Here is a 21,111-nt window from a genome sequence, read left to right as displayed (position 1 = left end):
GCTCAACTGCGCCGGCGCAGGCTCATCCACGCGTCCACGCTGTACAGTGCCAGGCCTGCCCAGATGAACATGAACGCCACCAGCGTGCTGCTCGAGAGGTGTTCGTCGAACAGCAGCACGGCCTGGATCAGCACCAGGGTTGGCGCCAGGTACTGCAGGAAACCCAGGGTGGTGTAGGGCAGGTGACGCGCCGCAGCGTTGAAGCACACCAGCGGTATCAGCGTGACCGGCCCGGCGGCGGCCAGCCACAGCGCGTCGGTGGTGCTGTAGAAACTGGCCTGTGCGCTGTGCGCCATGGGGTTGAGCAGCAACCAGCCAATCGCCAGCGGCACCAGCATCCAGGTTTCCACCACCAACCCGGGCAAGGCCGCCACCGGCGCCTGCTTGCGGATCAGCCCATAGAAGCCGAAGCTCAGCGCCAGTGCCAGCGACACCCACGGCAGGCTGCCGACCTGCCACACCTGCTGTGCCACCCCAAGCGCCGCGAGGCCCACGGCCACCCATTGCAGACGGCGCAGACGCTCGCCGAGCAGCAGCATGCCGAGCAGCACGTTGACCAGCGGGTTGATGTAGTAGCCCAGGCTCGCCTCGAGCATGCGCCCGTTGTTCACCGACCACACGTAGGTCAGCCAGTTGCCTGCGATCAGCGTGCCGCTCAGGGCCAGGATCGCCAGCCGGCGCGGGTTGTCACGCAGCTCGCGCCACCAGCCCGGGTGCTTCCAGAACAGCAGCAGGATCGAGCCGAACAGCGCCGACCAGAGCACCCGGTGCACGATGATCTCCACCGCCGGTACGCTCTGCAGCGCCTTGAAGTAGAGCGGGAACAGGCCCCAGATGATGTAGGCGGTCAGGCCCAGGATGTACCCGCGACGCGGGTTTGCGGCTTGCATGCAGATTCCTTGCTTAGGCAGCTATCTAATAGCCCGGCCATTGTAGACAGACTGGCGCAAGGTTCTAGAACAATTTAAGCGGCTCTTCGGCCAGGGCGGCGGTCTGCTCGCGCAGGGCCAGGATCTGGTCGCCCCAATAGCGCTCGTTGCCGAACCAGGGGAAGCTGCGCGGGAAGGCCGGGTCGTCCCAGCGGCGCGCCAGCCAGGCACTGTAGTGCATCAGGCGCAGGGCGCGCAGTGGCTCGATCAGGGCCAGTTCGCGCGGGTCGAAGTCGTGGAACTCGTTGTAGCCATCCATCAGTTCGGCCAGTTGGCCCAGGCGCTCATGGCGCTCGCCGGCGAGCATCATCCACAGGTCCTGCACGGCCGGGCCGGTGCGGCAGTCGTCGAGGTCGACGATGTGGAACACTTCGTCGCGGCACATCATGTTGCCGGGGTGGCAGTCGCCGTGCAGGCGGATGACCTTGTGCGGGGTACGCGCGTAGGCGTCCTCGACGCGCTTGAGCAGGTCGCGGGCGACCGACTCGTAGGCGGGCAGCAGGCTGCGCGGCACGAAATCGCCTTCGAGCAGGGTATTGAGCGAGGCGTGGCCGAAGTTCTCGATGGCCAGGGCTTCGCGGTGTTCGAACGGGCGCGTGGCGCCGACGGCGTGCAGGCGCCCGAGCAGTTGGCCGAGGCGGTAAAGCTGGTCGAGGTTGCCGGGTTCGGGGGCGCGGCCGCCGCGGCGCGGGAACAGGGTGAAGCGAAAGCCTGCATGTTCGAACAGGCTTTCGCCGTTGTGCACCAGTGGGGCGACCACGGGCACTTCGCAGTCGGCGAGTTCGGCGGTGAAGGCGTGTTCTTCGAGGATGGCGGCGTTGCTCCAGCGGCCGGGCCGGTAGAACTTGGCGATCAGCGGCTCGGCGTCTTCGATGCCTACCTGGTAGACGCGGTTCTCGTAGCTGTTGAGCGCCAATACGCGCGCGTCACTGAGAAAGCCGATGCTTTCGACGGCGTCGAGGACCAGGTCGGGGGTGAGGGTTTCGAAGGGGTGGGACATGCGAGCTCCTGCGGCGCGACGGGTGGCCGGGCGTATGAGAGCCATGGTACAGCATGCGCACCCCATGGGCCCCTTCGCTGGCAAGCCAGCTCCCACAGGTACCCTGCAGTATTCAAGAACAGTGACATTCCTGTGGGAGCTGGCTTGCCAGCGAAGAGGTCAGCGCAGATCTAGAGCGGTGTACCCAGCAGTACATACGCCGGCGAAAACCTGACCGCCACCTCGCTGCCCACCGCCACCCGGTTGTCCAGCAGCCACTGCGGCTCGGCAAATGCACACAGCGTCTGTCCGTTGCTCAGGCTCAGGCGCACCTCGCTGGACCCCTGCGGATCACCCATCAGCGCCTGCACCACGGCGCTCAACTGGTTGACCTGCGCCGGCCCCGGCATCACCACGTCCAGCCAGCCGGCCTTGATCAGCGCCACCACCGGCGTGCCCAGTTCCAGTTCCAGGCGCACGGTGCTGTCATGGGTGATCTGCGCCTCGATGCGCAAGTCGCCGGCCAGGGCCAACTCGACCGTGTCGATACGCCCCTGCGCCCGCATCGCACTCACGCGCCCATGCAACTGGTTGCGCGCACTGGTGCGCAGCATCAAGCGGCTCAGCAGGTCGAGGTCGCTGGCGTCTTCAGCCGCCTCGAGCACCTGGGCCTGCAACACTTGCAGTTTCTGGTACAGGCGCAGCACGCGCAGGCCTTCTTCGGACAGCTTCGCACCCCCACCACCGCGTCCGCCGACGCTGCGCTCCACCAACGGGCTGGCGGCCAGGTTGTTGAGTTCGTCGATCGCATCCCACGCCGCCTTGTAGCTCATGCCCGCGCTTTTCGCCGCACGGGTGATCGAGCCCTGCTCGGCAATGTGCTGCAGCAACGCAATGCGCTGCGGACGGCGAACGATATGTTGGGTCAGGGGCGCTGGCAGGGACATGGGCAGGCACGCATTCGGGCGACAAGTGGCCCAGAAAGTGCCCGCCAGCCTGCCGCAAGTCAAGCGCTACCCGGCTTGGGCGTACGCGCCAGGCAATACACATCGACCCGCTGCGCACCCGCCTGGCGCAGCAGGCTGGCCAAGGCCTGTGCAGTGGCACCGGTAGTGAGTACATCGTCGACGATCGCGACATGGCAACCCTTGATCGTCTCAGGATCAACCAGGCGAAACGCCCGCAGCAGGTTGCTGCGACGCGCCTTTGCCGTCAGCCCCTGCTGCGCCAGGGTGTCATGCGGGCGCTGCAGTAGCTGGGCGTTGCAGGCGATGCCCAGCTGTGCAGCCAGCCACTGGGCGAGCATCCCGGCCTGGTTGAAGCCGCGCTCACGCAGGCGTCGCGGTGCCAGGGGCACCGGCAGCAGCAGCGCCGGGCGTGGCAAGTCGTCGGCGAACCGATGCTCCAGCCAGCAGCCGAGCAGTTGCGCCAGCAAACGGCCCAGCGGCCACTGGCGCTGATGCTTGAAACGGGTGATCAGCGCGTCCACCGGGAAGCCGTAATGCCACGGCGCTTCGACCTGGGTGAAGGCCGGTGGCCGTCGGCTGCATTGGCCGCAGGTCAGGCCGCGCATGGGCAAGGGCAGCGCACAGGTCTGGCAGCACTCGTCCAGCCATGGCAGTTCGGTCTCGCAGGGGCCGCAGATGGGCCTGGGTTGCTGTGCGGGTTCATCGCACAATAAACATGATTGGTTGTTATTTAGCCAGTTGTAAACCAGCTGCTTGACGGGTGGTTGACAGTGCATGGCGCTTCCTTAACTATGCGAGCTATCCGTGATGCGCTCGGCGGGCTTTCCTGTCCCGGCGCCAGTACAAGCCTAAACAAGGAAACACCCATGAGCGCCAGCACAACTGCAACGCTTCGTCACGACTGGTCCCTGGCCGAAGTCAAAGCACTCTTCCAGCAACCCTTCAACGACCTGCTGTTCCAGGCGCAGACCGTGCACCGCGCGCATTTCGATGCCAACCGCGTGCAGGTCTCGACCCTGCTGTCGATCAAGACCGGCGCCTGCCCGGAAGATTGCAAATATTGTCCGCAGTCCGGTCACTACAACACCGGGCTGGAAAAACAGAAGCTGATGGAAGTGCAGAAGGTGCTGGAGGAGGCCGCCCGCGCCAAGGCCATCGGCTCCACGCGCTTCTGCATGGGCGCGGCGTGGAAACACCCGTCGGCCAAGGACATGCCCTACGTGCTGCAGATGGTCAAAGGGGTCAAGGCCATGGGCCTGGAAACCTGCATGACCCTGGGCAAGCTCGACCAGGAACAGACCGAGGCCCTGGCCCACGCCGGGCTGGACTACTACAACCACAACCTCGACACCTCGCCGGAATTTTACGGCAGCATCATCACTACCCGTACCTACAGCGAGCGCCTGCAGACCCTGGCGTATGTGCGCGATGCCGGGATGAAGATCTGCTCGGGCGGCATCCTGGGCATGGGCGAGTCGCTGGACGACCGCGCTGGCCTGCTGATCCAGCTGGCCAACCTGCCGGAGCACCCGGAGTCGGTACCGATCAACATGCTGGTCAAGGTGGCCGGCACGCCGCTGGAGAACGCCGAGGAGGTCGACCCGTTCGATTTCATCCGCATGTTGGCGGTGGCGCGCATCCTGATGCCGCAGTCGCATGTGCGCCTGTCGGCCGGCCGCGAAGCGATGAACGAGCAGATGCAGGCGCTGGCGTTCTTCGCCGGGGCCAACTCGATCTTCTACGGCGAGAAGCTGCTGACCACCGCCAACCCCCAGGCCGACAAGGACATGCAACTGTTCGCCCGCCTCGGTATCCAGCCCGAAGCACGCGAAGAGCATGCCGACGAGGTACACCAGGCCGCCATCGAGCAGGCGCTGGTGGAGCAAAAGAGCAGCGAGCTGTTCTACGACGCCGCGTCTGCCTGAGGTCTGCATGAGCTTCGATCTGAGCGCGCGCCTGGAACAACGGCGCGCCGCGGCGCTGTATCGCCAGCGGCCCCTGTTGCAAAGCCCGCAAGGGCCCGAGGTGGTGGTCGACGGTACGCCGCTGCTGGCGTTCTGCAGCAACGATTACCTGGGCCTGGCCAACCACCCCGACGTGATCGGCGCCTGGCGCGCCGGCGCCGAGCAGTGGGGCGTGGGCGGGGGGGGCGTCGCACCTGGTGATCGGCCACAGCACGCCGCACCATGAGCTGGAGCTGGCGCTGGCCGAATTCACCGGCCGCCCGCGTGCATTGCTGTTCACCACCGGCTACATGGCCAACCTGGGCGCATTGACCGCGCTGGTGGGGCAGGGTGACAGCGTGCTGCAGGACCGCCTCAACCATGCCTCGCTGCTGGATGGCGGGCTGCTCAGTGGTGCACGTTTCAGCCGCTATCTGCACAACGATGCCCAGAGCCTGGGCAAGCGTCTGGACAAGGCTACCGGCAACGCCCTGGTGGTGACCGACGGGGTGTTCAGCATGGACGGCGACATTGCCGACCTGCCGGCACTGGCCGCGCAGGCGCAGCGCAAGGGTGCCTGGCTGATGGTCGACGATGCGCATGGGTTCGGCACGCTGGGCAAGCACGGCGGCGGGGTAGCCGAGCACTTTGGCCTGGGCGTGGAGCAGGTGCCGGTGCTGGTCGGCACGCTGGGCAAGGCCTTCGGTACCGCCGGTGCATTCGTGGCAGGCAGTGATGAGCTGATCGAAAGCCTGATCCAGTTCGCCCGGCCCTACATCTATACCACCAGCCAACCGCCGGCCCTGGCCTGCGCCACGCTCAAGAGCCTGCAGATGCTGCGCGACGAACATTGGCGCCGCGAGCACCTGGATGCGTTGATCCGTCAGTTCCGGCTGGGCGCCGAACAGCTCGGTCTGCAACTGATGGACAGCTTCACGCCGATCCAGCCGATCCTGATCGGCGACGCCGCCCGCGCTGTGCGCCTGTCGGCGATGCTGCGCGAGCGCGGGTTGATGGTGACGGCAATCCGCCCGCCGACGGTGCCGGCTGGCAGTGCGCGACTGCGCGTGACCCTGACCGCTGCTCACAGCGCGGCGCAGGTGCAGCTATTGTTGAATGCATTGGCCGAGTGCTATCCACTGCTGGAGCCTGCTGATGCGTGATCGATTGATACTGTTGCCAGGCTGGGGGCTGGGCCGCGCTGCGCTGGAGCCGCTGGCGGCGAGCCTGCGCGGTCAGGACAGCAGCTTGCACGTCGAGCTGTTCGACCTGCCACAGTTGGCCGAAAACGATGTGCATGTGTGGCTCGACTACCTGGATCGGCATTTGCCCACCGATACCTGGCTGGGCGGCTGGTCGCTGGGCGGCATGCTCGCCGCGGAACTGGCGGCGCGGCGCGGCGATCATTGCTGCGGGCTGGTGACGCTGGCCAGCAACCTGAGTTTCGTGGCCCGCCCGGACTGGCCCCACGGGATGCCGGCGGACACCTTCAGTGCCTTTCTGGATGGTTGTCGGCACCACCCCCAGGTGACGCTCAAGCGTTTCAAATCGCTGTGCAGCCAGGGCGCGCAGGTGCCACGCGGCCTGCTCAGGTTGCTTGATGTGGGCGTGCCGGCGACCGACCCGCTGTACCTGGCGATGGGCCTGGAGGTGCTGAAACAGCTCGATACCCGTGCGGCGCTGACAAATTTTGGCGGCCCGCAACTGCACCTGTTCGCCGGCAGCGATGCGCTGGTGCCCGTCGAAGCGGCCAAGGCCCTGTGCGAACTGTTGCCGGACGTCGAGGTGGGCATTGTCGAGGACAGTTCCCACGCCTTCCTGCTGGAGTACCCGCAGGAGCTGGCGGCCACCATCAAGACCTTCCTGCACGAGAGTGGCGATGACTGATCTTTCCCTGCCCAACCTGCCTGGCGGCTTGCCCGACAAGCGCCAGGTAGCGGCTTCCTTTTCCCGTGCAGCGGCCAGCTACGACAGCGTCGCCGAGCTGCAGCGCGCGGTGGGCGCGCGCCTGCTGACGCAACTGCCGCAGGCGCTGCAGCCGCGCTGCTGGGTCGACCTGGGCAGTGGCACCGGGCATTTCAGCCGGCTGTTGCAGCCACGTTATCCACAGGGGCTCGGGGTGGCGGTGGACATTGCCGAAGGCATGCTGCGCCATGCCCGCGAGCAGGGTGGGGCGCATTACCACGTGGTGGGTGATGCCGAGCGCCTGCCGCTGCGTGATGAAAGCGTCGAGCTGATCTTTTCCAGCCTGGCGGTGCAGTGGTGCGCCGACTTCGGCGCGGTGCTGCGCGAGGCGCATCGGGTGCTGCAGCCCGGTGGCGTGCTGGCGTTCGCCAGCCTGTGCGTGGGCACCCTGTTCGAGCTGCGTGAAAGCTGGCAGGCGGTGGACGGCCTGGTGCACGTCAACCGCTTTCGCCATCTGGCGGACTACCAGCGGCTGTGCGCCGACAGTGGGCTGCAGGTGCTCGGCCTGCAGGCCCAGCCGCATGTGCTGCATTACCCTGATGTACGCAGCCTGACCCACGAGCTCAAGGCGCTGGGCGCACACAACCTCAACCCCGGGCGCCCGGCCGGCCTGACCGGTCGGGCGCGCATGCAAGGCCTGCTGCAGGCCTACGAGCGCTTTCGCCAGCCGCAGGGACTGCCCGCGACCTATCAGGTAGTGTATGCGGTACTGCACAAGCCGCAGCACCAGGGGGATTGAGATGCATGCTGCCTATTTCATCGCCGGCACCGATACCGACGTGGGCAAGACCACCATTGCCGCCGGGCTGTTGCACGCCGCCGGCCTTGCCGGACTGAGCACCCTGGGTGCCAAGCCGGTCGCCTCGGGGTGCAGTGTTACCCCCAAGGGGCTGCGCAACGTGGATGCACTGGCATTGATGGCGCAAAGCAGCATCGAACTGCCTTATGCGCAGGTCAACCCGTTTGCTTTCGAGCCGGCCATTGCCCCGCACCTGGCGGCGCGTGAGGCAGGCGTGGCGCTGAGCGTGCAGGCGTTGCTGGCGCCGATGCGCGAGGTACTGGCACAGGGCGCGGACTTTACCCTGATCGAAGGGGCGGGCGGCTGGCGCGTGCCGTTGTCCGACCAGGCCAACCTGTCCGATCTTGCCATTGCGCTGCAGTTGCCGGTGATCCTGGTGGTCGGCGTACGCCTGGGCTGCATCAATCATGCGCTGCTCAGTGCCGAGGCCATTGCCCGTGATGGCCTGCCGCTGGCCGGTTGGGTGGCCAATATCATCGAGCCGCGTACCTCGCGCCTGGAAGAAAACCTCGCCACCCTGGCCGAGCGCCTGCCGGCGCCTTGCCTTGGGCGCGTGCCCAAGCTCAAGGGGGTCAGCGCCCAGGCCGTGGCCGAGCATCTGCAACTGGACCTTCTGGACTAGGCTGAGTCTATTGGCGGGCACTGTGCCATTAGTGTTTTTGTCGGGCCTTTTGCCTGTTGGTCTGCTTCAATAGGCGCATTGATTGTTACCCGTGGCACCTGCCACCTGGAGAAAATGACATGGAAATCTCGGGCAGCTCCGCATTCTATGCCGGCCTGAGCTCGATTCAGACCGGTCAGAACCGTGTCGATCAAGCGGCCAACCAGATCGCCACCACCACGGTCGAGCGTTCTGCCACCAGCCAGTCCAGCGACTACCAGGCCGAGCGCCTGCGTTCGGTGGACCGCAGCCAGCAGATGGATCTGGCCACCAGCACCGTTGAATTGGCACTGGGCAAGCACCAGGTCGAACTGGGTGTCAAAGTGGCCAAAGCGTCCGACGAAATGCTCGGCACCCTGATCGACACCTTCGCCTGAGCCGTCCTGGCTTACCCACGGCGACCCTTTTCATCACCTCTTCATCTCGCGTCCCGGCCTTTGCAGGCCGGGCGTTTGGCTGCACCTGCGGTTTGTGCAGCGGCGGCCGGAGCGCAGTTCGGCATGGCAGATCTGCCCTCTGGCGGGTGCTTGACAAGGTTTCGGCGTAAACGTATGTTTCAAACAACTGTTTGACCGAAAGCCGCCTAGCGCGTGTCGGTATGTCGCGGTCTCCCTATCAAGGATTCATCAGCAGAGGTTCATCGCTATGCCTGATTACAAAGCCCCCTTGCGTGATATTCGTTTCGTTCGCGATGAACTGCTGGGCTACGAAGCGCACTATCAGAGCCTGCCGGCCTGCCAGGACGCGACGCCCGACATGGTCGACGCGATCCTTGAGGAAGGCGCCAAGTTTTGTGAACAGGTACTGGCCCCGCTGAACCGTGTGGGCGACCTGGAAGGCTGCACCTGGAGCGAGTCGGGCGTTAAGACCCCAACCGGCTTCAAGCACGCCTACAAGCAGTTCGTCGAAGGCGGCTGGCCGAGCCTGGCGCATGACATCGACCATGGCGGCCAGGGCCTGCCGGAGTCGCTGGGCCTGGCGGTGAGTGAAATGGTCGGCGAGTCGAACTGGTCGTGGGGCATGTACCCGGGCCTGTCGCATGGCGCGATGAACACCATCTCCGAGCACGGCACCCCCGAGCAGCAGGAGGCTTACCTGACCAAGCTGGTGTCGGGCGAATGGACCGGCACCATGTGCCTGACCGAACCGCACTGCGGCACCGACCTGGGCATGCTGCGCACCAAGGCCGAGCCACAGGCTGACGGCTCCTACAAGGTCACCGGTACCAAGATCTTCATCTCGGCCGGCGAACACGACATGGCCGACAACATCGTGCACATCGTGCTGGCCCGCCTGCCCGATGCACCGGCGGGCACCAAAGGCATTTCGCTGTTCATCGTGCCCAAGTTCATGCCGACCGCCGATGGCGGCGTGGGCGAGCGCAACGCGGTCAGCTGCGGTTCGATCGAACACAAGATGGGCATCCACGGCAACGCCACCTGCGTGATGAACTTCGACGCCGCCACCGGCTACCTGATCGGCCCGGCCAACAAAGGCCTGAACTGCATGTTCACCTTCATGAACACCGCTCGCCTGGGTACCGCGCTGCAAGGCCTGGCCCACGCCGAAGTGGCATTCCAGGGTGGCCTGAAATATGCGCGTGACCGCCTGCAGATGCGTTCGCTGACCGGCCCGAAAGCCCCGGACAAGGCGGCTGACCCGATCATCGTGCACCCGGACGTGCGTCGCATGCTGCTGACCATGAAGGCGTTCGCCGAAGGCAACCGCGCGATGGTCTACTTCACCGCCAAGCAGGTCGACATCGTCAAGTACAGCCAGGATGAGGAGGAGAAGAAGAAGGCCGATGCACTGCTGGCCTTCATGACCCCGATCGCCAAGGCGTTCATGACCGAAGTCGGTTTCGAGTCGGCCAACCATGGCGTGCAGATCTACGGCGGCCACGGTTTCATCGCCGAGTGGGGCATGGAGCAGAACGTTCGCGACAGCCGCATCTCGATGCTGTACGAAGGCACCACCGGCATCCAGGCCCTCGACCTGCTGGGCCGCAAGGTGCTGATGACTCAGGGCGAAGCGCTCAAGGGCTTCACCAAGATCGTGCACAAGTTCTGCCAGACCCATGAAGGCAACACCGCCATCGGCGAGTTCGTCGCGCCGCTGGCTGCGTTGAACAAGGAGTGGGGCGAGCTGACCATGAAGGTCGGCATGGCCGCGATGAAGGACCGTGAGGAAGTCGGTGCCGCCTCGGTGGACTACCTGATGTACTCCGGTTACGCGTGCCTGGCCTACTTCTGGGCCGACATGGCGCGCCTGGCGGCCGAGAAGCTGGCGGCCGGCACCACCGAAGAGGCGTTCTACACCGCCAAGCTGCAGACGGCGCGCTTCTACTTCCAGCGTATCCTGCCGCGTACCCGCACCCACGTCGCCACCATGCTGTCGGGTGCGAGCAACCTGATGGACATGAACGAAGAGCACTTCGGCCTCTCGTACTGAGTCATGGCCTGAAACAAAAAACGCCCGCCCTCACCGGCGGGCGTTTTTGTATTGGGTTACGAATAAATCCTAAGCCTCGCTCCCTCCCTGCCGTTACAGCGCCTGCGGCATATTCATCTATTCATGTGCGCTGCCGACACATTAAAGGCACAATGCCATTACTTGATCTGCCGGGTCGGAGATTCCCTTGTTTCGTTTATCCGCTGTACGCCTGAGCCATTTTCTACCGTCGCTGTTCTTGCTGGTGTCGGGGCTCGCGGCTGCTTATGTCAGAGACCTCAGCGTCTTCTTCACATCGCTGTTCAACGTGTTGCCCACTCTGGTGCTGTTGCTCGGGGGGGCCTACTGCGCGGTGTACCGCCGCCAGCGTGAACTGTTCCTGATGGTCACGGTGTACATCGCCTACTTCCTGCTCGACACCCAGACCGACTTCTACCGTGACAACGGCGTGGTACGTGAAGATGCGGCTGTGGTGTTCCACCTGGTGTGCCTGCTGCTGCCGATCCTGTTCGGGTTGTACGGCGCCTGGCAGGAGCGCACCCACCTGTTCCAGGACATGGTGGCGCGCTTTGCCGTGCTGCTGGCGGTGGGCAGCGTGGCCCTGGGCCTGGAGCAGAGTTATCCGCAGGCGCTGCTGGGCTGGCTGGCGGAGATCCGCTGGCCGGCGCTGCATGGCCAGTGGATGAGCCTGATCCAGCTGGCGTATCCGGTGTTCTTCTGTGCCTTCGTGCTGCTGGTGGTGCAGTACCTGCGTGAACCGCGGCCCTTGCATGCGGCCCAGGTGATTGGTCTGGTCGGTATTTTCTGGATGCTGCCCAAGACCTTCATCCTGCCCTTCACCCTGAACATCATGTGCAGCCAGGTGATGCTGATGATTGCCGCGGCGGTCTCCCACGAGGCCTATCAGATGGCCTTTCGCGACGAGCTCACCGGCCTGCCGGGCCGGCGCGCGCTCAACGAGCGCATGCAGCGCCTGGGGCGCAACTATGTGCTGGCGATGACCGACGTCGACCACTTCAAGAAATTCAACGATACCCACGGCCACGACGTCGGCGACCAGGTGCTGCGCCTGGTGGCCAGCAAGCTGTCGAAGGTCACCGGTGGTGGTCGCGCCTACCGCTATGGCGGCGAAGAATTTGCGCTGGTGTTTGCGGCCAAGACCCTGGAGGAGTGCCTGCCGCACCTGGAGGCGGTGCGCGAGGTGATCGCCAACTACAATATCCAGCTGCGCAACCAGGACAGCCGCCCTCAGGATGACCAGCAAGGGCGCCAGCGCCGCGGTGCCGCAGGTGCGGGCAGTGTCTCGGTGACCATCAGTATCGGTGCTGCCGAGCGCCTGCCCGAGCACCGCAGCCCTGATGAGGTGCTCAAGTCTGCCGACCAGGCGCTGTACAGCGCCAAGGGCGCGGGGCGTAACTGCACCATGACCTATGGTCATCAGGCCAGGCGAGGGGCGGTGCGTACGGCGTGACTTGAACTGACTATTCAGTCGTTAGATGACCCTATGTCTCGCAAAAGTTGTTCGGTTACACTGGTCCGCAACTGTGTAGCGGCCTCGCGAGGCCGCCCCGACTCAAGGTGAGAGGTTGCCATGGCTGACTATAAAGCGCCCCTGCGCGATATGCGCTTCGTGCTCAACGAAGTCTTCGAAGTGTCCCGGCTGTGGGCGCAATTGCCCGGGCTGTCCGAGGTGGTCGACGAAGAGACGGCGCTGGCGGTACTCGAAGAAGCCGGCAAGGTCACCAGCCAGCGAATCGCCCCGCTGAGCCGCAGCGCCGACGAGGAGGGCTGCCACTGGGATAACGGCGCCGTGCGCACCCCGGCCGGCTTCATCGACGCCTACCGTACCTATGCCGAAGGTGGCTGGGTGGGGGTGGGCGGCGACCCGGCCTACGGCGGCATGGGCATGCCCAAGGTGATCTCGGCCCAGGTCGAGGAAATGGTCAACTCGTCCAGCCTGGCCTTCGGCCTGTACCCGATGCTCACCGCCGGCGCCTGCCTGTCGATCAACGCCCATGCCAGCGACGAGTTGAAGGCGCAGTACCTGCCGAACATGTACGCCGGTGTCTGGGCCGGCTCCATGTGCCTGACCGAGCCTCACGCCGGTACCGACCTGGGCATCATCCGCACCCGCGCCGAGCCGCAGGCCGATGGCAGCTACAAGGTCACCGGCACCAAGATCTTCATCACCGGCGGTGAGCACGACCTGACCGAGAACATCATTCACCTGGTGCTGGCCAAGCTGCCGGATGCGCCGGCGGGGCCCAAGGGCATCTCGCTGTTGCTGGTGCCCAAGTTCCTGGTCAATGCCGATGGCAGCCTGGGCGAGCGCAACCCGGCCACCTGTGGCTCGATCGAGCACAAGATGGGCATCCAGGCCTCGGCCACCTGCGTGATGAATTTCGACGGTGCCGTGGGCTATCTGGTCGGCGAGCCGAACAAGGGTCTGGCAGCGATGTTCACCATGATGAACTACGAACGCCTGGGTGTTGGCATCCAGGGCCTGGCTTCTGCCGAGCGCTCCTACCAGAACGCCATCGAGTACGCCCGCGACCGCCTGCAAAGCCGCGCCCCGAGCGGCCCCCAGGCCAAGGACAAGGCGGCCGATCCGATCATCGTGCACCCTGACGTGCGCCGCATGCTGCTGACCATGAAGGCCTTGAACGAAGGCGGGCGGGCCTTTTCGACCTACGTGGCGATGCAACTCGACACGGCCAAGTTCAGTGAAGACCGTGACGTGCGCAAGCGCGCCGAAGACCTGGTCGCCTTGCTGACCCCGGTGTCCAAGGCGTTCCTGACCGACCTGGGCCTGGAAGTCACCGTGCATGGCCAGCAGGTGTTTGGCGGCCATGGCTACATTCGCGAGTGGGGCCAGGAGCAATTGGTGCGCGATGTGCGCATCACCCAGATCTACGAGGGCACCAACGGTATTCAGGCGCTGGACCTGATGGGGCGCAAGGTAGTGGGCAGCGGTGGCGCGTTCTACACACTGTTCGCCGACGAGATTCGCCATTTCATCGCTACGGCCGACAGCCAACTGGGCGAGTTCGTACAACCTTTGCAGGCCGCTCTGACCACGCTCGACGAGTTGACCGCCTGGGTTCTGGACCGCGCCAAGGCCAACCCCAACGAAATCGGTGCAGCGTCGGTGGAGTACCTGCAAGCCTTCGGCTATACCGCCTATGCCTACATGTGGGCATTGATGGCCCGCACCGCACTGGCCAGGCAGGGCGAGGACGATTTCTACGCCAGCAAGCTGGGCACGGCGCGCTTCTACTTCGCCCGTCTGCTGCCGCGTATCCACTCGCTCAGCGCGTCGGTGCGTGCGGGCAGTGAGTCGCTGTACCTGCTCGATGCCGATCAGTTCTGACTGTTAATGCGTCATGTAAGCATTTGCTTACATGGCGTGGTGACGTTTCGCCTCTTCCCCAGGATTGGATCCACAGTTAATCTTCACTCTATGGACGTAGCGCAGGAAGCGCACTGACCATAACAGGGACACGAAGGATTCCTGCCAGGACGGCGGGTCGAAAAGGATGTCAGGGAAACAGTCTGCAAAGCCCCGCTTCGGCGGGGTTTTCTTTTGCCCGGGTTTCAGCCGAGCACATCCAGGGGCGATACGCCGATCTGACGCGGGTCGACCTCCTCCTCCAGCAACGTACGCAGCAGTTCTACCGATGCTTGCTGGCGTTGCGCATCGCGAAACACCAAACCTACCTTGAGCGGTACCCGCGGTTCGCTGAGCGGCTTCCACAGCAGCTCTGGATCGTGCGTGGCTTCCCGCGCGCGCCCCGGCAGCACGGTGGCCAGCGAAGACTGCACCAGGCTGTCGAGAATCCCGCCCATGTTGTTCATTTCGGCCTGTACCTGCGGGCGTCGTCCCAGGTTGGCCAGTTGTGTCTGCCAGATCTGGCGCACCTGGAACTCTTCGCCCAGCAACAGCATGGGCAGTTCGGCTGCCTGTTTGAGCGACACCTTCTTGAACTCGCGCAGCGGGTGGTTGTGCGCAATCACCAGTTGCAGTTCGTCCTCATACAGCAGCAGCCCGTGCAGCCCCGGCTGGCGGGGCGGCAGGTAACTGATGCCGATGTCCAGCGTGCCGTTGAGCAGGCGCCGCTCGATCTCCAGCCCCGACAGTTCATAGATCTGCACTACAAGGTGCGGCTGCGCCTTGCGCAGGCGGTCGAGCAACTGCGGCACCAGGCTGGGGCGCACGGTCTGCAGCACGCCGATGGCCAGGGTGCGCAGGGCCTGGCCGCGGAAGTTGCGCAACGCCTCGCGGGCGCGCTGCAAGCCGTCAAGCAGGGGCAGGGCGTGGTTGTACAGGGTGTGTGCGGCCAGGGTCGGGAGCAGGCGCTTGTTGCCGCGCTCGAACAGGCTGACGTCGAGGCTGTGCTCCAGCTGGCGGATCTGTTGCGACAGGGCTGGCTGTGACAGCGAAAGGCGTTCGGCGGCCCGGCCCACATGGCCTTCCTCGTACACCGCGACGAAATAACGCAGTTGGCGAAAATCCATAAGCAATACTTATCGAAAAAGCTCGAAAAACGAAATGGCCGAAGGCCTGCAAGGCGCCTAGTCTACCCATATTCCACGAGGCTTACAGGGCCACAGAGCGTTCCGGGTAACGTGGAGATGGATGGCAGTTACATAGGCAAGGCAAATTTGCTGTAGCGATCAGCGTGGACCTCTGGAGCATGCGCGTTTGAAAAACCTCCTGAATTACCCGGCCCTGTGTGTACACCACGTGATGTGGCACGGGCAGCGCGCATGAACCTGTTCAATCTGCGCCGCCAGGCAGCGCGTGCCGCCGAGCGGGCCCCGGCCCCGGTGGCACGGGCCCAGACCGAGCAGCTCTCGCGCGGCTGCCTGATGCCGGCTACCGAGCGTGCACCGCAGGTATTCGTGCGCGGTCAGGGCTCGTGGCTGTGGGACAGCGAAGGCCGTGCCTATCTGGACTTTACCCAGGGCTGCGCGGTGAACAGCCTCGGGCATAGCCCCAAGGCACTGGTGCAGGCGCTGAGCGCGCAAGCCCAGGCCTTGATCAACCCTGGCGCGGGTTTTCACAACCGTGGCCTGCTGCAACTGGTCAACCGCCTGTGCAGCAGCACCGGCAGCGACCAGGCCTACCTGCTCAACAGTGGTGCCGAGGCCTGCGAAGGGGCGATCAAACTGGCGCGCAAGTGGGGGCAACTGCATCGCAACGGTGCCTATCACATCATCACCGCCCGCCAGAGCTGCCATGGGCGCAGCCTGGGGGCACTGTCGGCGTCGGACCCTTCGGCGTGCAACCGCTGCGAGCCAGGCGTGCCGGGCTTCAGCAAGGTGGCGTTCAACGACCTGGCGGCGCTGCATGGCGCAGTGGACTCGCGCACCGTGGCGATCATGCTTGAGCCGATCCAGGGCGAGGCGGGTGTCATTCCGGCCACCGGCGAGTACCTCAAGGGCGTCGAGCGGCTATGTCGTGAACTGGGCATCCTGCTGATCCTCGATGAAGTACAGACCGGTGTGGGGCGCTGCGGTGCGCTGCTGGCCGAGCAGACGTATGGTGTGCGCGCCGACATCATTACCCTGGGCAAGGGCCTGGGTGGTGGCGTGCCGCTGGCCGCCTTGCTGGCGCGGGGCACGGCCTGCTGCGCCGAGGCGGGTGAGCTGGAGGGCAGCCATCATGGCAATGCGCTGATGAGCGCTGCGGGCCTGGCAATTCTGGATGCGGTGCTGGAGCCCGGCTTCCTGGAGCAGGTGCAGGCGTCGGGGCGGCACCTGCGCGATGGGTTGAGCCACCTGGCCGGCCGTTATGGCCAGGGTGAAGTGCGTGGCCAGGGCTTGCTGTGGGGCCTTGAGTTGAGCGACGACACGGCCGCTGCCGTGGTCAAGGCGGCCTTGCAGGAGGGCCTGCTGCTGAACGCGGCGCAGCCCAATGTGCTGCGCTTTTCGCCGGCGCTGACTGTGAGCCGGGGCAACATCGATGAAATGCTGCTGCGCCTGGGCCGGGCCTTTGCCCGGGTGCACACGGCCCGGCTCGACCCGCGGCGTGCGTGAGCGGCGGCGCCGCCAAGAATTCTACGAACCGTCTCGCGTTCCTGCGCATCGCCCCGGGCCTGATCCTTTTGGCCAGGGGCGTTTTTTTGCGCAGTGCTGGCAATTTGAACCACTGGGCAGGCGCTGTAGTCTGTTGTTAGGACTTTACTCGAGGAACTGCCCGATGGACCTGATTCGAATTATCTTTGCCATTCTGCTGCCCCCACTGGGTGTTTTCCTGCAGGTCGGTTTTGGCGGCGCCTTCTGGCTGAACATCCTGCTGACGTTGTGCGGGTACATTCCGGGCATCGTGCACGCGGTGTACATCATCGCCAAGCGCTAAACCGCGTCGCGGCCTTCGCTGGCAAGCCAGCTCCCACAGGGGTCACCGCAGTCCCTGTGGGATGGCTTGCCAGCGAAGGGGCCGTCAAGGCTGGTCCAGAACGTCGCGGTAGAACTTCCATTCCTCTTCCAGCGCATGCGCCAGGTTGGCCGCGGTCCTGAAGCCATGGCGTTCGGTCGGGTAGAAATGTGCTTCGGTCCTGACCCCGTTGGCCTGCAACGCCGCCAGCATCGAGCGGGTCTGCTCCGGCACCACCACCGCATCCAGTTCGCCCTGGAAGAAAATCACCGGTACCTTGATCTGCGCCGCATGCAGCAACGGCGTGCGCGCCTGGTAGCGCTCGATATCCTGTTGCGGGTCGCCGATCAGCCAATCCAGATAGTCGCCCTCGAACTTGTGCGTGGCGCGTGTCAGCGCCAGCGGATCGCTCACCCCGTACAGGCTGGCACCCCCCCTGAACACATCATGGAACGCCAACGCACACAAGGTGGTGTAGCCCCCCGCGCTGCCACCCCGAATGAACGCCTGAGCCGGGTCGATCAACCCTTGCCCGGCCAGGTAGCCGACCACTGCGCAGGCATCCTGCACATCCACCTCGCCCCAGCGCAGGTGCAGCGCCTGGCGGTACGCCCGCCCGTAGCTGCTGCTGCCACGGTAATTGAGGTCGGCCACGGCAAAGCCGCGCTGGGTCCAGTACTGGATGCGCGGGTCCAGCACCGGATAGCACGCCGAGGTCGGCCCGCCATGCACGAACACCACCAGGGGCGGGGCGTTCACAGCCTCCATGGGGGCATAGAAGAACCCATGCGCCACCCCGTCGCCGCTGGGGTAGCTGATGCTCTGCGCACGGCTGATGCGCTCGCTGGGCAAGGGCAATGCCCCGCCGGCCAGCACCTGTACCTCACGGCTGCGGCGGTCGATGGCGATGACGGCCGGCGGGCTGATGGCGGAGGCGGCGATGACATACAGGCACTCATCGTCGATATCCAGGCAACGGAAACGGCTGTAGGCATCGCTGAAGTCTTCCCGTGCGCCGCCGGCATGGCGCAGGCCCAGGCGGCTGAAGCCCCCCTCGAACCAGCTTGCCACGTATGCGTCGCCACCCAGTGGCAGCCACGTGCTGGCGCCCAACTGCCAGGGCGCGCCAGCATGGTCTGCGCGCTCGGCAGGCAAGGCCGTCCAGCCGTCTGGGGTTTCGCCCCAGGGTTGCCAGTAGCCATCGCGGTCCGACAGGCAGTACAGGCGCCCGTCTGCATCGAAGCGCGGCTGCTGCAGCGACTCAGGCTGTGCATCGGCGCCGGCTACGCAGCGCGGTTCACCCCAGCGGTCTGCGTCCAGGCGTTCGGCACACAGTAAACGGGTGGCAGTCCAGGGTTGCTCTGGCCGGCTCCACTCGATCCAGGCCAGGCGCTGGCCATCGGCGCTGAGGGTGGGGGCTGCGTAGAAGTCGGCGCCTTCGGCCAGCACCTCGCGCTCGCCCCCGGCAGCGATTGCCACCAGCCGATGTTCGGCACCCTCCGGCCCATGGGTTTCTTCCACGGCCAGCACCTGGCCTGCCGCCCAGCGCACATCGCCGTAGCGACGCTCACCCCGGGTCAGCGCGCGCGGTGCGCTGGCGTCGAGGTCCTGGGTGTAGAGCTGCTGATCGGTCTCATTGACGAACACCACCGCGTTTTCGCTCAGGCAGAAACTGCCTCCACCGTACTCATACACCCGGCTGCGCGCACTGAAGCCGTCGGGCGTCAGGCAGCGGGCCTGGCCATCGCGCCACTGCCAGATCCGGCAGGCGCCGTCCTGGGGGCGGAACTCGTTCCAGAACAGGCCCTGCGGGCTGGCCTTGAGTTCGGCATAGTCGGTGCCGGCGGCAACCGCCTGTTGTGCGCTGAAACGCTCAGCCGCGGGCGATGAGACGGGAGTTTCGATCATTGCGAAAGGTCATCTGGTCGATGGTCTGGCTGGCGGTTTCGGCCTCCTCCCGGGCAGCGAGGATGATCCCGTGGTCCGCCGACTTGGCGCACACCGGGTCGGCATTGCTGGCGTCACCGGTGAGCATGAAGGCCTGGCAGCGACAGCCGCCGAAGTCCTTTTCCTTCTCGTCGCAAGAGCGGCACGGCTCGGGCATCCAGTCGTAGCCGCGAAAGCGATTGAAGCCGAACGAGTCATACCATATGTGCTGCATGCTGTGTTCGCGCACATTGGGAAACTGCACCGGCAACTGGCGTGCGCCGTGGCAGGGCAGCGCCGTGCCGTCGGGGGTGACGGTCAGGAAGATGCTGCCCCAGCCGTTCATGCAGCCCTTGGGGCGCTCTTCATAGTAGTCCGGGGTGACGAAAATCAACTTGCACGGGTTGCCGGCCGCCTGGAGTTTCTCGCGGTACTCGTTGGTGATGCGTTCGGCGCGTTCGAGCTGCGCGCGGGTCGGCAGCAGGCCGGCGCGGTTCAGGTGTGCCCAGCCGTAGAACTGGCAGGTGGCGAGCTCGACGAAGTCGGCTTCCAGCGCGATGCACAGCTCGATGATGCGGTCGATCCTGTCGATGTTGTGCCGGTGGGTGACGAAGTTCAGCACCATGGGATAGCCGTGGGCCTTGACCGCTCGGGCCATCTCCAGCTTCTGCGCGAAGGCCTTCTTCGAGCCTGCCAGCAGGTTGTTGACCTGCTCGTCGCTGGCCTGGAAGCTGATCTGGATATGGTCCAGGCCGGCGCGCTTGAAGTCGGCGATCTTCTGTTCGGTCAGGCCGATGCCGGAGGTGATCAGGTTGGTGTAGTAACCCAGCCGTCGGCCCTCGCCAATCAGCTCGGCGAGGTCCTGGCGCACCAGCGGTTCACCGCCGGAAAAGCCCAACTGCGCGGCACCCATTTCGCGCGCCTCGGCCATGACCTTGAACCACTGCTCGGTGCTCAGCTCCTTGCCCTGTTCGGCGAAATCCAGCGGGTTGGAGCAGTACGGGCATTGCAGCGGGCAGCGGTAGGTCAACTCGGCCAGCAGCCATAGCGGCAGGCCGACCTGGGGCTTGGCCGGCACCTCACTCAAGGACGATCCAGTGTTGCTCACGGGCGACCTCCATGAATTGCTCGATGTCTTCACCGAGCTCGGGTACACCGGGGAACTGCTCATCCAGCACGGCAATGATCGCGGCCACGTTGCGCTCGCCGTCGATCAACCCGCCGATCAGCGCGGCGCTTTCGTTGAGCTTGATCATGCCCTCCGGGTAGAGCAGCACATGGCCCTTCTGTGCGGGTTCGTACTGGAAGCGATAGCCGGGGCGCCAGCGTGGCGTCTTTGTGCGGTCGAAACTCATAACGTAATCCCCTTGTGCCATACCCGTTCGGTTGTGACGCTGTGGTAAGGCGGGCGGTTCAGTTCATAGGCCATGCTCATGGCGTCGAGCATGCTCCACAGAATATCGAGCTTGAACTGCAGGATCTCCAGCATGCGCTGCTGGCCTTCGAACGTGGTGTAGTGCTGCAGGGTGATGCTCAGGCCATGCTCCACGTCGCGCCGGGCCTGCCCCAGGCGGGTACGGAAGTATTCATAGCCGGCCGGATCGATCCACGGGTAGTGCTGTGGCCAACTGTCCAGGCGCGACTGATGGATCTGCGGCGCGAACAGTTCGGTCAGCGAACTGCTGGCGGCTTCCTGCCAACTGGCGCGGCGGGCGAAGTTGACGTAGGCATCGACCGCAAAGCGCACGCCGGGCAGCACCAGCTCCTGCGAGCGCAACTGGTCCGGGTCGAGCCCCACCGCCTGGCCCAGGCGCAGCCAGGCTTCGATACCGCCGTCTTCGCCGGGCGCGCCGTCGTGGTCGAGCAGGCGCTGGATCCACTCGCGGCGGATCTCGCGGTCGGGGCAGTTGGCCAGGATCGCCGCATCCTTCATGGGGATGTTGACCTGGTAGTAGAAGCGGTTGGCGACCCAGCCCTGGATCTGTTCGCGGCTGGCGCGGCCTTCATACATCGCCACGTGGTAGGGGTGATGGATGTGGTAGTAGGCGCCCTTGGCGCGCAAGGCCTGCTCGAAGGCAGCGGGTGACAGCGGTACGGCTTCGCTCATGTCG

19 protein-coding genes and 1 pseudogene are annotated in these 21,111 nt (G+C 65.1%); 11 read left to right on the top strand and 9 right to left on the bottom strand.

Features of this window, described 5'->3' with window-relative positions; translation table 11 throughout:
• Positions 1 to 2: 2 nt before the first annotated feature.
• From rarD to KUO17_RS01575, 4 genes are all read right to left on the bottom strand, one after another.
• Complete coding sequence (rarD, locus tag KUO17_RS01590) at positions 3 to 890, bottom strand: EamA family transporter RarD (RefSeq protein WP_217973296.1); 888 nt, start codon at positions 888 to 890, stop codon at positions 3 to 5.
• A gap of 64 nt (positions 891 to 954) precedes the next feature.
• Entirely contained in the window at positions 955 to 1,929 is a 975-nt protein-coding gene (locus KUO17_RS01585) for a serine/threonine protein kinase (RefSeq protein ID WP_217973295.1), read from the bottom strand.
• A 170-nt stretch (positions 1,930 to 2,099) separates the two neighbouring features.
• Complete coding sequence (locus tag KUO17_RS01580; RefSeq protein ID WP_217973294.1) at positions 2,100 to 2,855, bottom strand: TOBE domain-containing protein; 756 nt, start codon at positions 2,853 to 2,855, stop codon at positions 2,100 to 2,102.
• A gap of 59 nt (positions 2,856 to 2,914) precedes the next feature.
• The gene (locus KUO17_RS01575; protein ID WP_217973293.1) at positions 2,915 to 3,652 is read right to left on the bottom strand and encodes a ComF family protein; all 738 of its coding nucleotides are present in this window, start codon (positions 3,650 to 3,652) and stop codon (positions 2,915 to 2,917) included.
• 90 nt (positions 3,653 to 3,742) lie between these two features.
• Between KUO17_RS01575 and bioB the strand changes: the two genes are divergently transcribed.
• From bioB to KUO17_RS01530, 9 genes and pseudogenes are all read left to right on the top strand, one after another.
• Positions 3,743 to 4,801 carry a biotin synthase BioB gene (gene bioB / locus KUO17_RS01570; protein WP_217973292.1) on the top strand — a complete coding sequence of 353 codons (1,059 nt, stop codon included), beginning with the start codon at positions 3,743 to 3,745 and terminating at the stop codon, positions 4,799 to 4,801.
• A gap of 7 nt (positions 4,802 to 4,808) precedes the next feature.
• Positions 4,809 to 5,982, top strand: a pseudogene (gene bioF, locus KUO17_RS01565) (8-amino-7-oxononanoate synthase).
• Positions 5,975 to 6,706 carry an alpha/beta fold hydrolase gene (locus tag KUO17_RS01560; protein ID WP_217973291.1) on the top strand — a complete coding sequence of 244 codons (732 nt, stop codon included), beginning with the start codon at positions 5,975 to 5,977 and terminating at the stop codon, positions 6,704 to 6,706. Before bioF ends, KUO17_RS01560 begins: the two are co-directional and overlap by 8 nt.
• On the top strand, positions 6,699 to 7,523 hold the full coding sequence (gene bioC, locus KUO17_RS01555) for a malonyl-ACP O-methyltransferase BioC (RefSeq protein WP_217973290.1): 825 nt from the start codon (positions 6,699 to 6,701) through the stop codon (positions 7,521 to 7,523). Before KUO17_RS01560 ends, bioC begins: the two co-directional genes overlap by 8 nt.
• A gap of 1 nt (position 7,524) precedes the next feature.
• Positions 7,525 to 8,205 carry a dethiobiotin synthase gene (gene bioD / locus KUO17_RS01550; protein ID WP_217973289.1) on the top strand — a complete coding sequence of 227 codons (681 nt, stop codon included), beginning with the start codon at positions 7,525 to 7,527 and terminating at the stop codon, positions 8,203 to 8,205.
• A gap of 119 nt (positions 8,206 to 8,324) precedes the next feature.
• Positions 8,325 to 8,621, top strand: a complete 297-nt coding sequence (locus KUO17_RS01545; protein WP_217973288.1) for a pyrroloquinoline quinone biosynthesis protein PqqE — start codon at positions 8,325 to 8,327, stop codon at positions 8,619 to 8,621.
• A 268-nt stretch (positions 8,622 to 8,889) separates the two neighbouring features.
• On the top strand, positions 8,890 to 10,695 hold the full coding sequence (locus KUO17_RS01540; protein WP_217973287.1) for a phenylacyl-CoA dehydrogenase: 1,806 nt from the start codon (positions 8,890 to 8,892) through the stop codon (positions 10,693 to 10,695).
• Between the two features lie 187 nt (positions 10,696 to 10,882).
• A complete protein-coding gene (locus KUO17_RS01535) occupies positions 10,883 to 12,166 on the top strand; it encodes a GGDEF domain-containing protein (RefSeq protein ID WP_217973286.1) in 1,284 nt (427 codons plus the stop codon).
• A 120-nt stretch (positions 12,167 to 12,286) separates the two neighbouring features.
• Positions 12,287 to 14,065: an acyl-CoA dehydrogenase C-terminal domain-containing protein gene (locus tag KUO17_RS01530; protein WP_217973285.1), complete on the top strand. Its 1,779-nt coding sequence runs from the start codon at positions 12,287 to 12,289 to the stop codon at positions 14,063 to 14,065.
• 224 nt (positions 14,066 to 14,289) lie between these two features.
• Here the strand turns inward: KUO17_RS01530 and KUO17_RS01525 are convergent, their stop codons facing one another.
• Positions 14,290 to 15,210 carry a LysR family transcriptional regulator gene (locus tag KUO17_RS01525; RefSeq protein ID WP_217973284.1) on the bottom strand — a complete coding sequence of 307 codons (921 nt, stop codon included), beginning with the start codon at positions 15,208 to 15,210 and terminating at the stop codon, positions 14,290 to 14,292.
• 252 nt (positions 15,211 to 15,462) lie between these two features.
• Between KUO17_RS01525 and KUO17_RS01520 the strand changes: the two genes are divergently transcribed.
• Positions 15,463 to 16,734, top strand: a complete 1,272-nt coding sequence (locus tag KUO17_RS01520) for an aspartate aminotransferase family protein (protein WP_217973283.1) — start codon at positions 15,463 to 15,465, stop codon at positions 16,732 to 16,734.
• Positions 16,735 to 16,897: 163 nt separating this feature from the next.
• The gene (locus KUO17_RS01515) at positions 16,898 to 17,056 is read left to right on the top strand and encodes a YqaE/Pmp3 family membrane protein (protein ID WP_011063854.1); all 159 of its coding nucleotides are present in this window, start codon (positions 16,898 to 16,900) and stop codon (positions 17,054 to 17,056) included.
• Positions 17,057 to 17,140: 84 nt separating this feature from the next.
• Here KUO17_RS01515 and KUO17_RS01510 read toward each other — a convergent pair whose 3' ends face one another.
• The 4 genes from KUO17_RS01510 to pqqC are packed head-to-tail and all read right to left on the bottom strand — an operon-like array spanning position 17,141 to position 21,107.
• On the bottom strand, positions 17,141 to 18,982 hold the full coding sequence (locus tag KUO17_RS01510) for a S9 family peptidase (protein WP_217973282.1): 1,842 nt from the start codon (positions 18,980 to 18,982) through the stop codon (positions 17,141 to 17,143).
• The gene (gene pqqE, locus KUO17_RS01505) at positions 18,948 to 20,108 is read right to left on the bottom strand and encodes a pyrroloquinoline quinone biosynthesis protein PqqE (protein WP_217973281.1); all 1,161 of its coding nucleotides are present in this window, start codon (positions 20,106 to 20,108) and stop codon (positions 18,948 to 18,950) included. Before pqqE ends, KUO17_RS01510 begins: the two co-directional genes overlap by 35 nt.
• Positions 20,080 to 20,355, bottom strand: a complete 276-nt coding sequence (gene pqqD / locus KUO17_RS01500) for a pyrroloquinoline quinone biosynthesis peptide chaperone PqqD (protein WP_217973280.1) — start codon at positions 20,353 to 20,355, stop codon at positions 20,080 to 20,082. The genes pqqE and pqqD overlap by 29 nt, the downstream gene beginning before the upstream one ends.
• Complete coding sequence (pqqC, locus tag KUO17_RS01495) at positions 20,352 to 21,107, bottom strand: pyrroloquinoline-quinone synthase PqqC (RefSeq protein ID WP_217973279.1); 756 nt, start codon at positions 21,105 to 21,107, stop codon at positions 20,352 to 20,354. The genes pqqD and pqqC overlap by 4 nt, the downstream gene beginning before the upstream one ends.
• Positions 21,108 to 21,111: the final 4 nt, after the last annotated feature.

It is taken from the genome of Pseudomonas aegrilactucae (assembly GCF_019168305.1).
GTDB classification, from domain to species: domain Bacteria; phylum Pseudomonadota; class Gammaproteobacteria; order Pseudomonadales; family Pseudomonadaceae; genus Aquipseudomonas; species Aquipseudomonas aegrilactucae.
The sequence above is the reverse complement of the archived record's forward strand: the minus strand, read 5'-3'. Positions and strand labels throughout refer to the sequence as shown.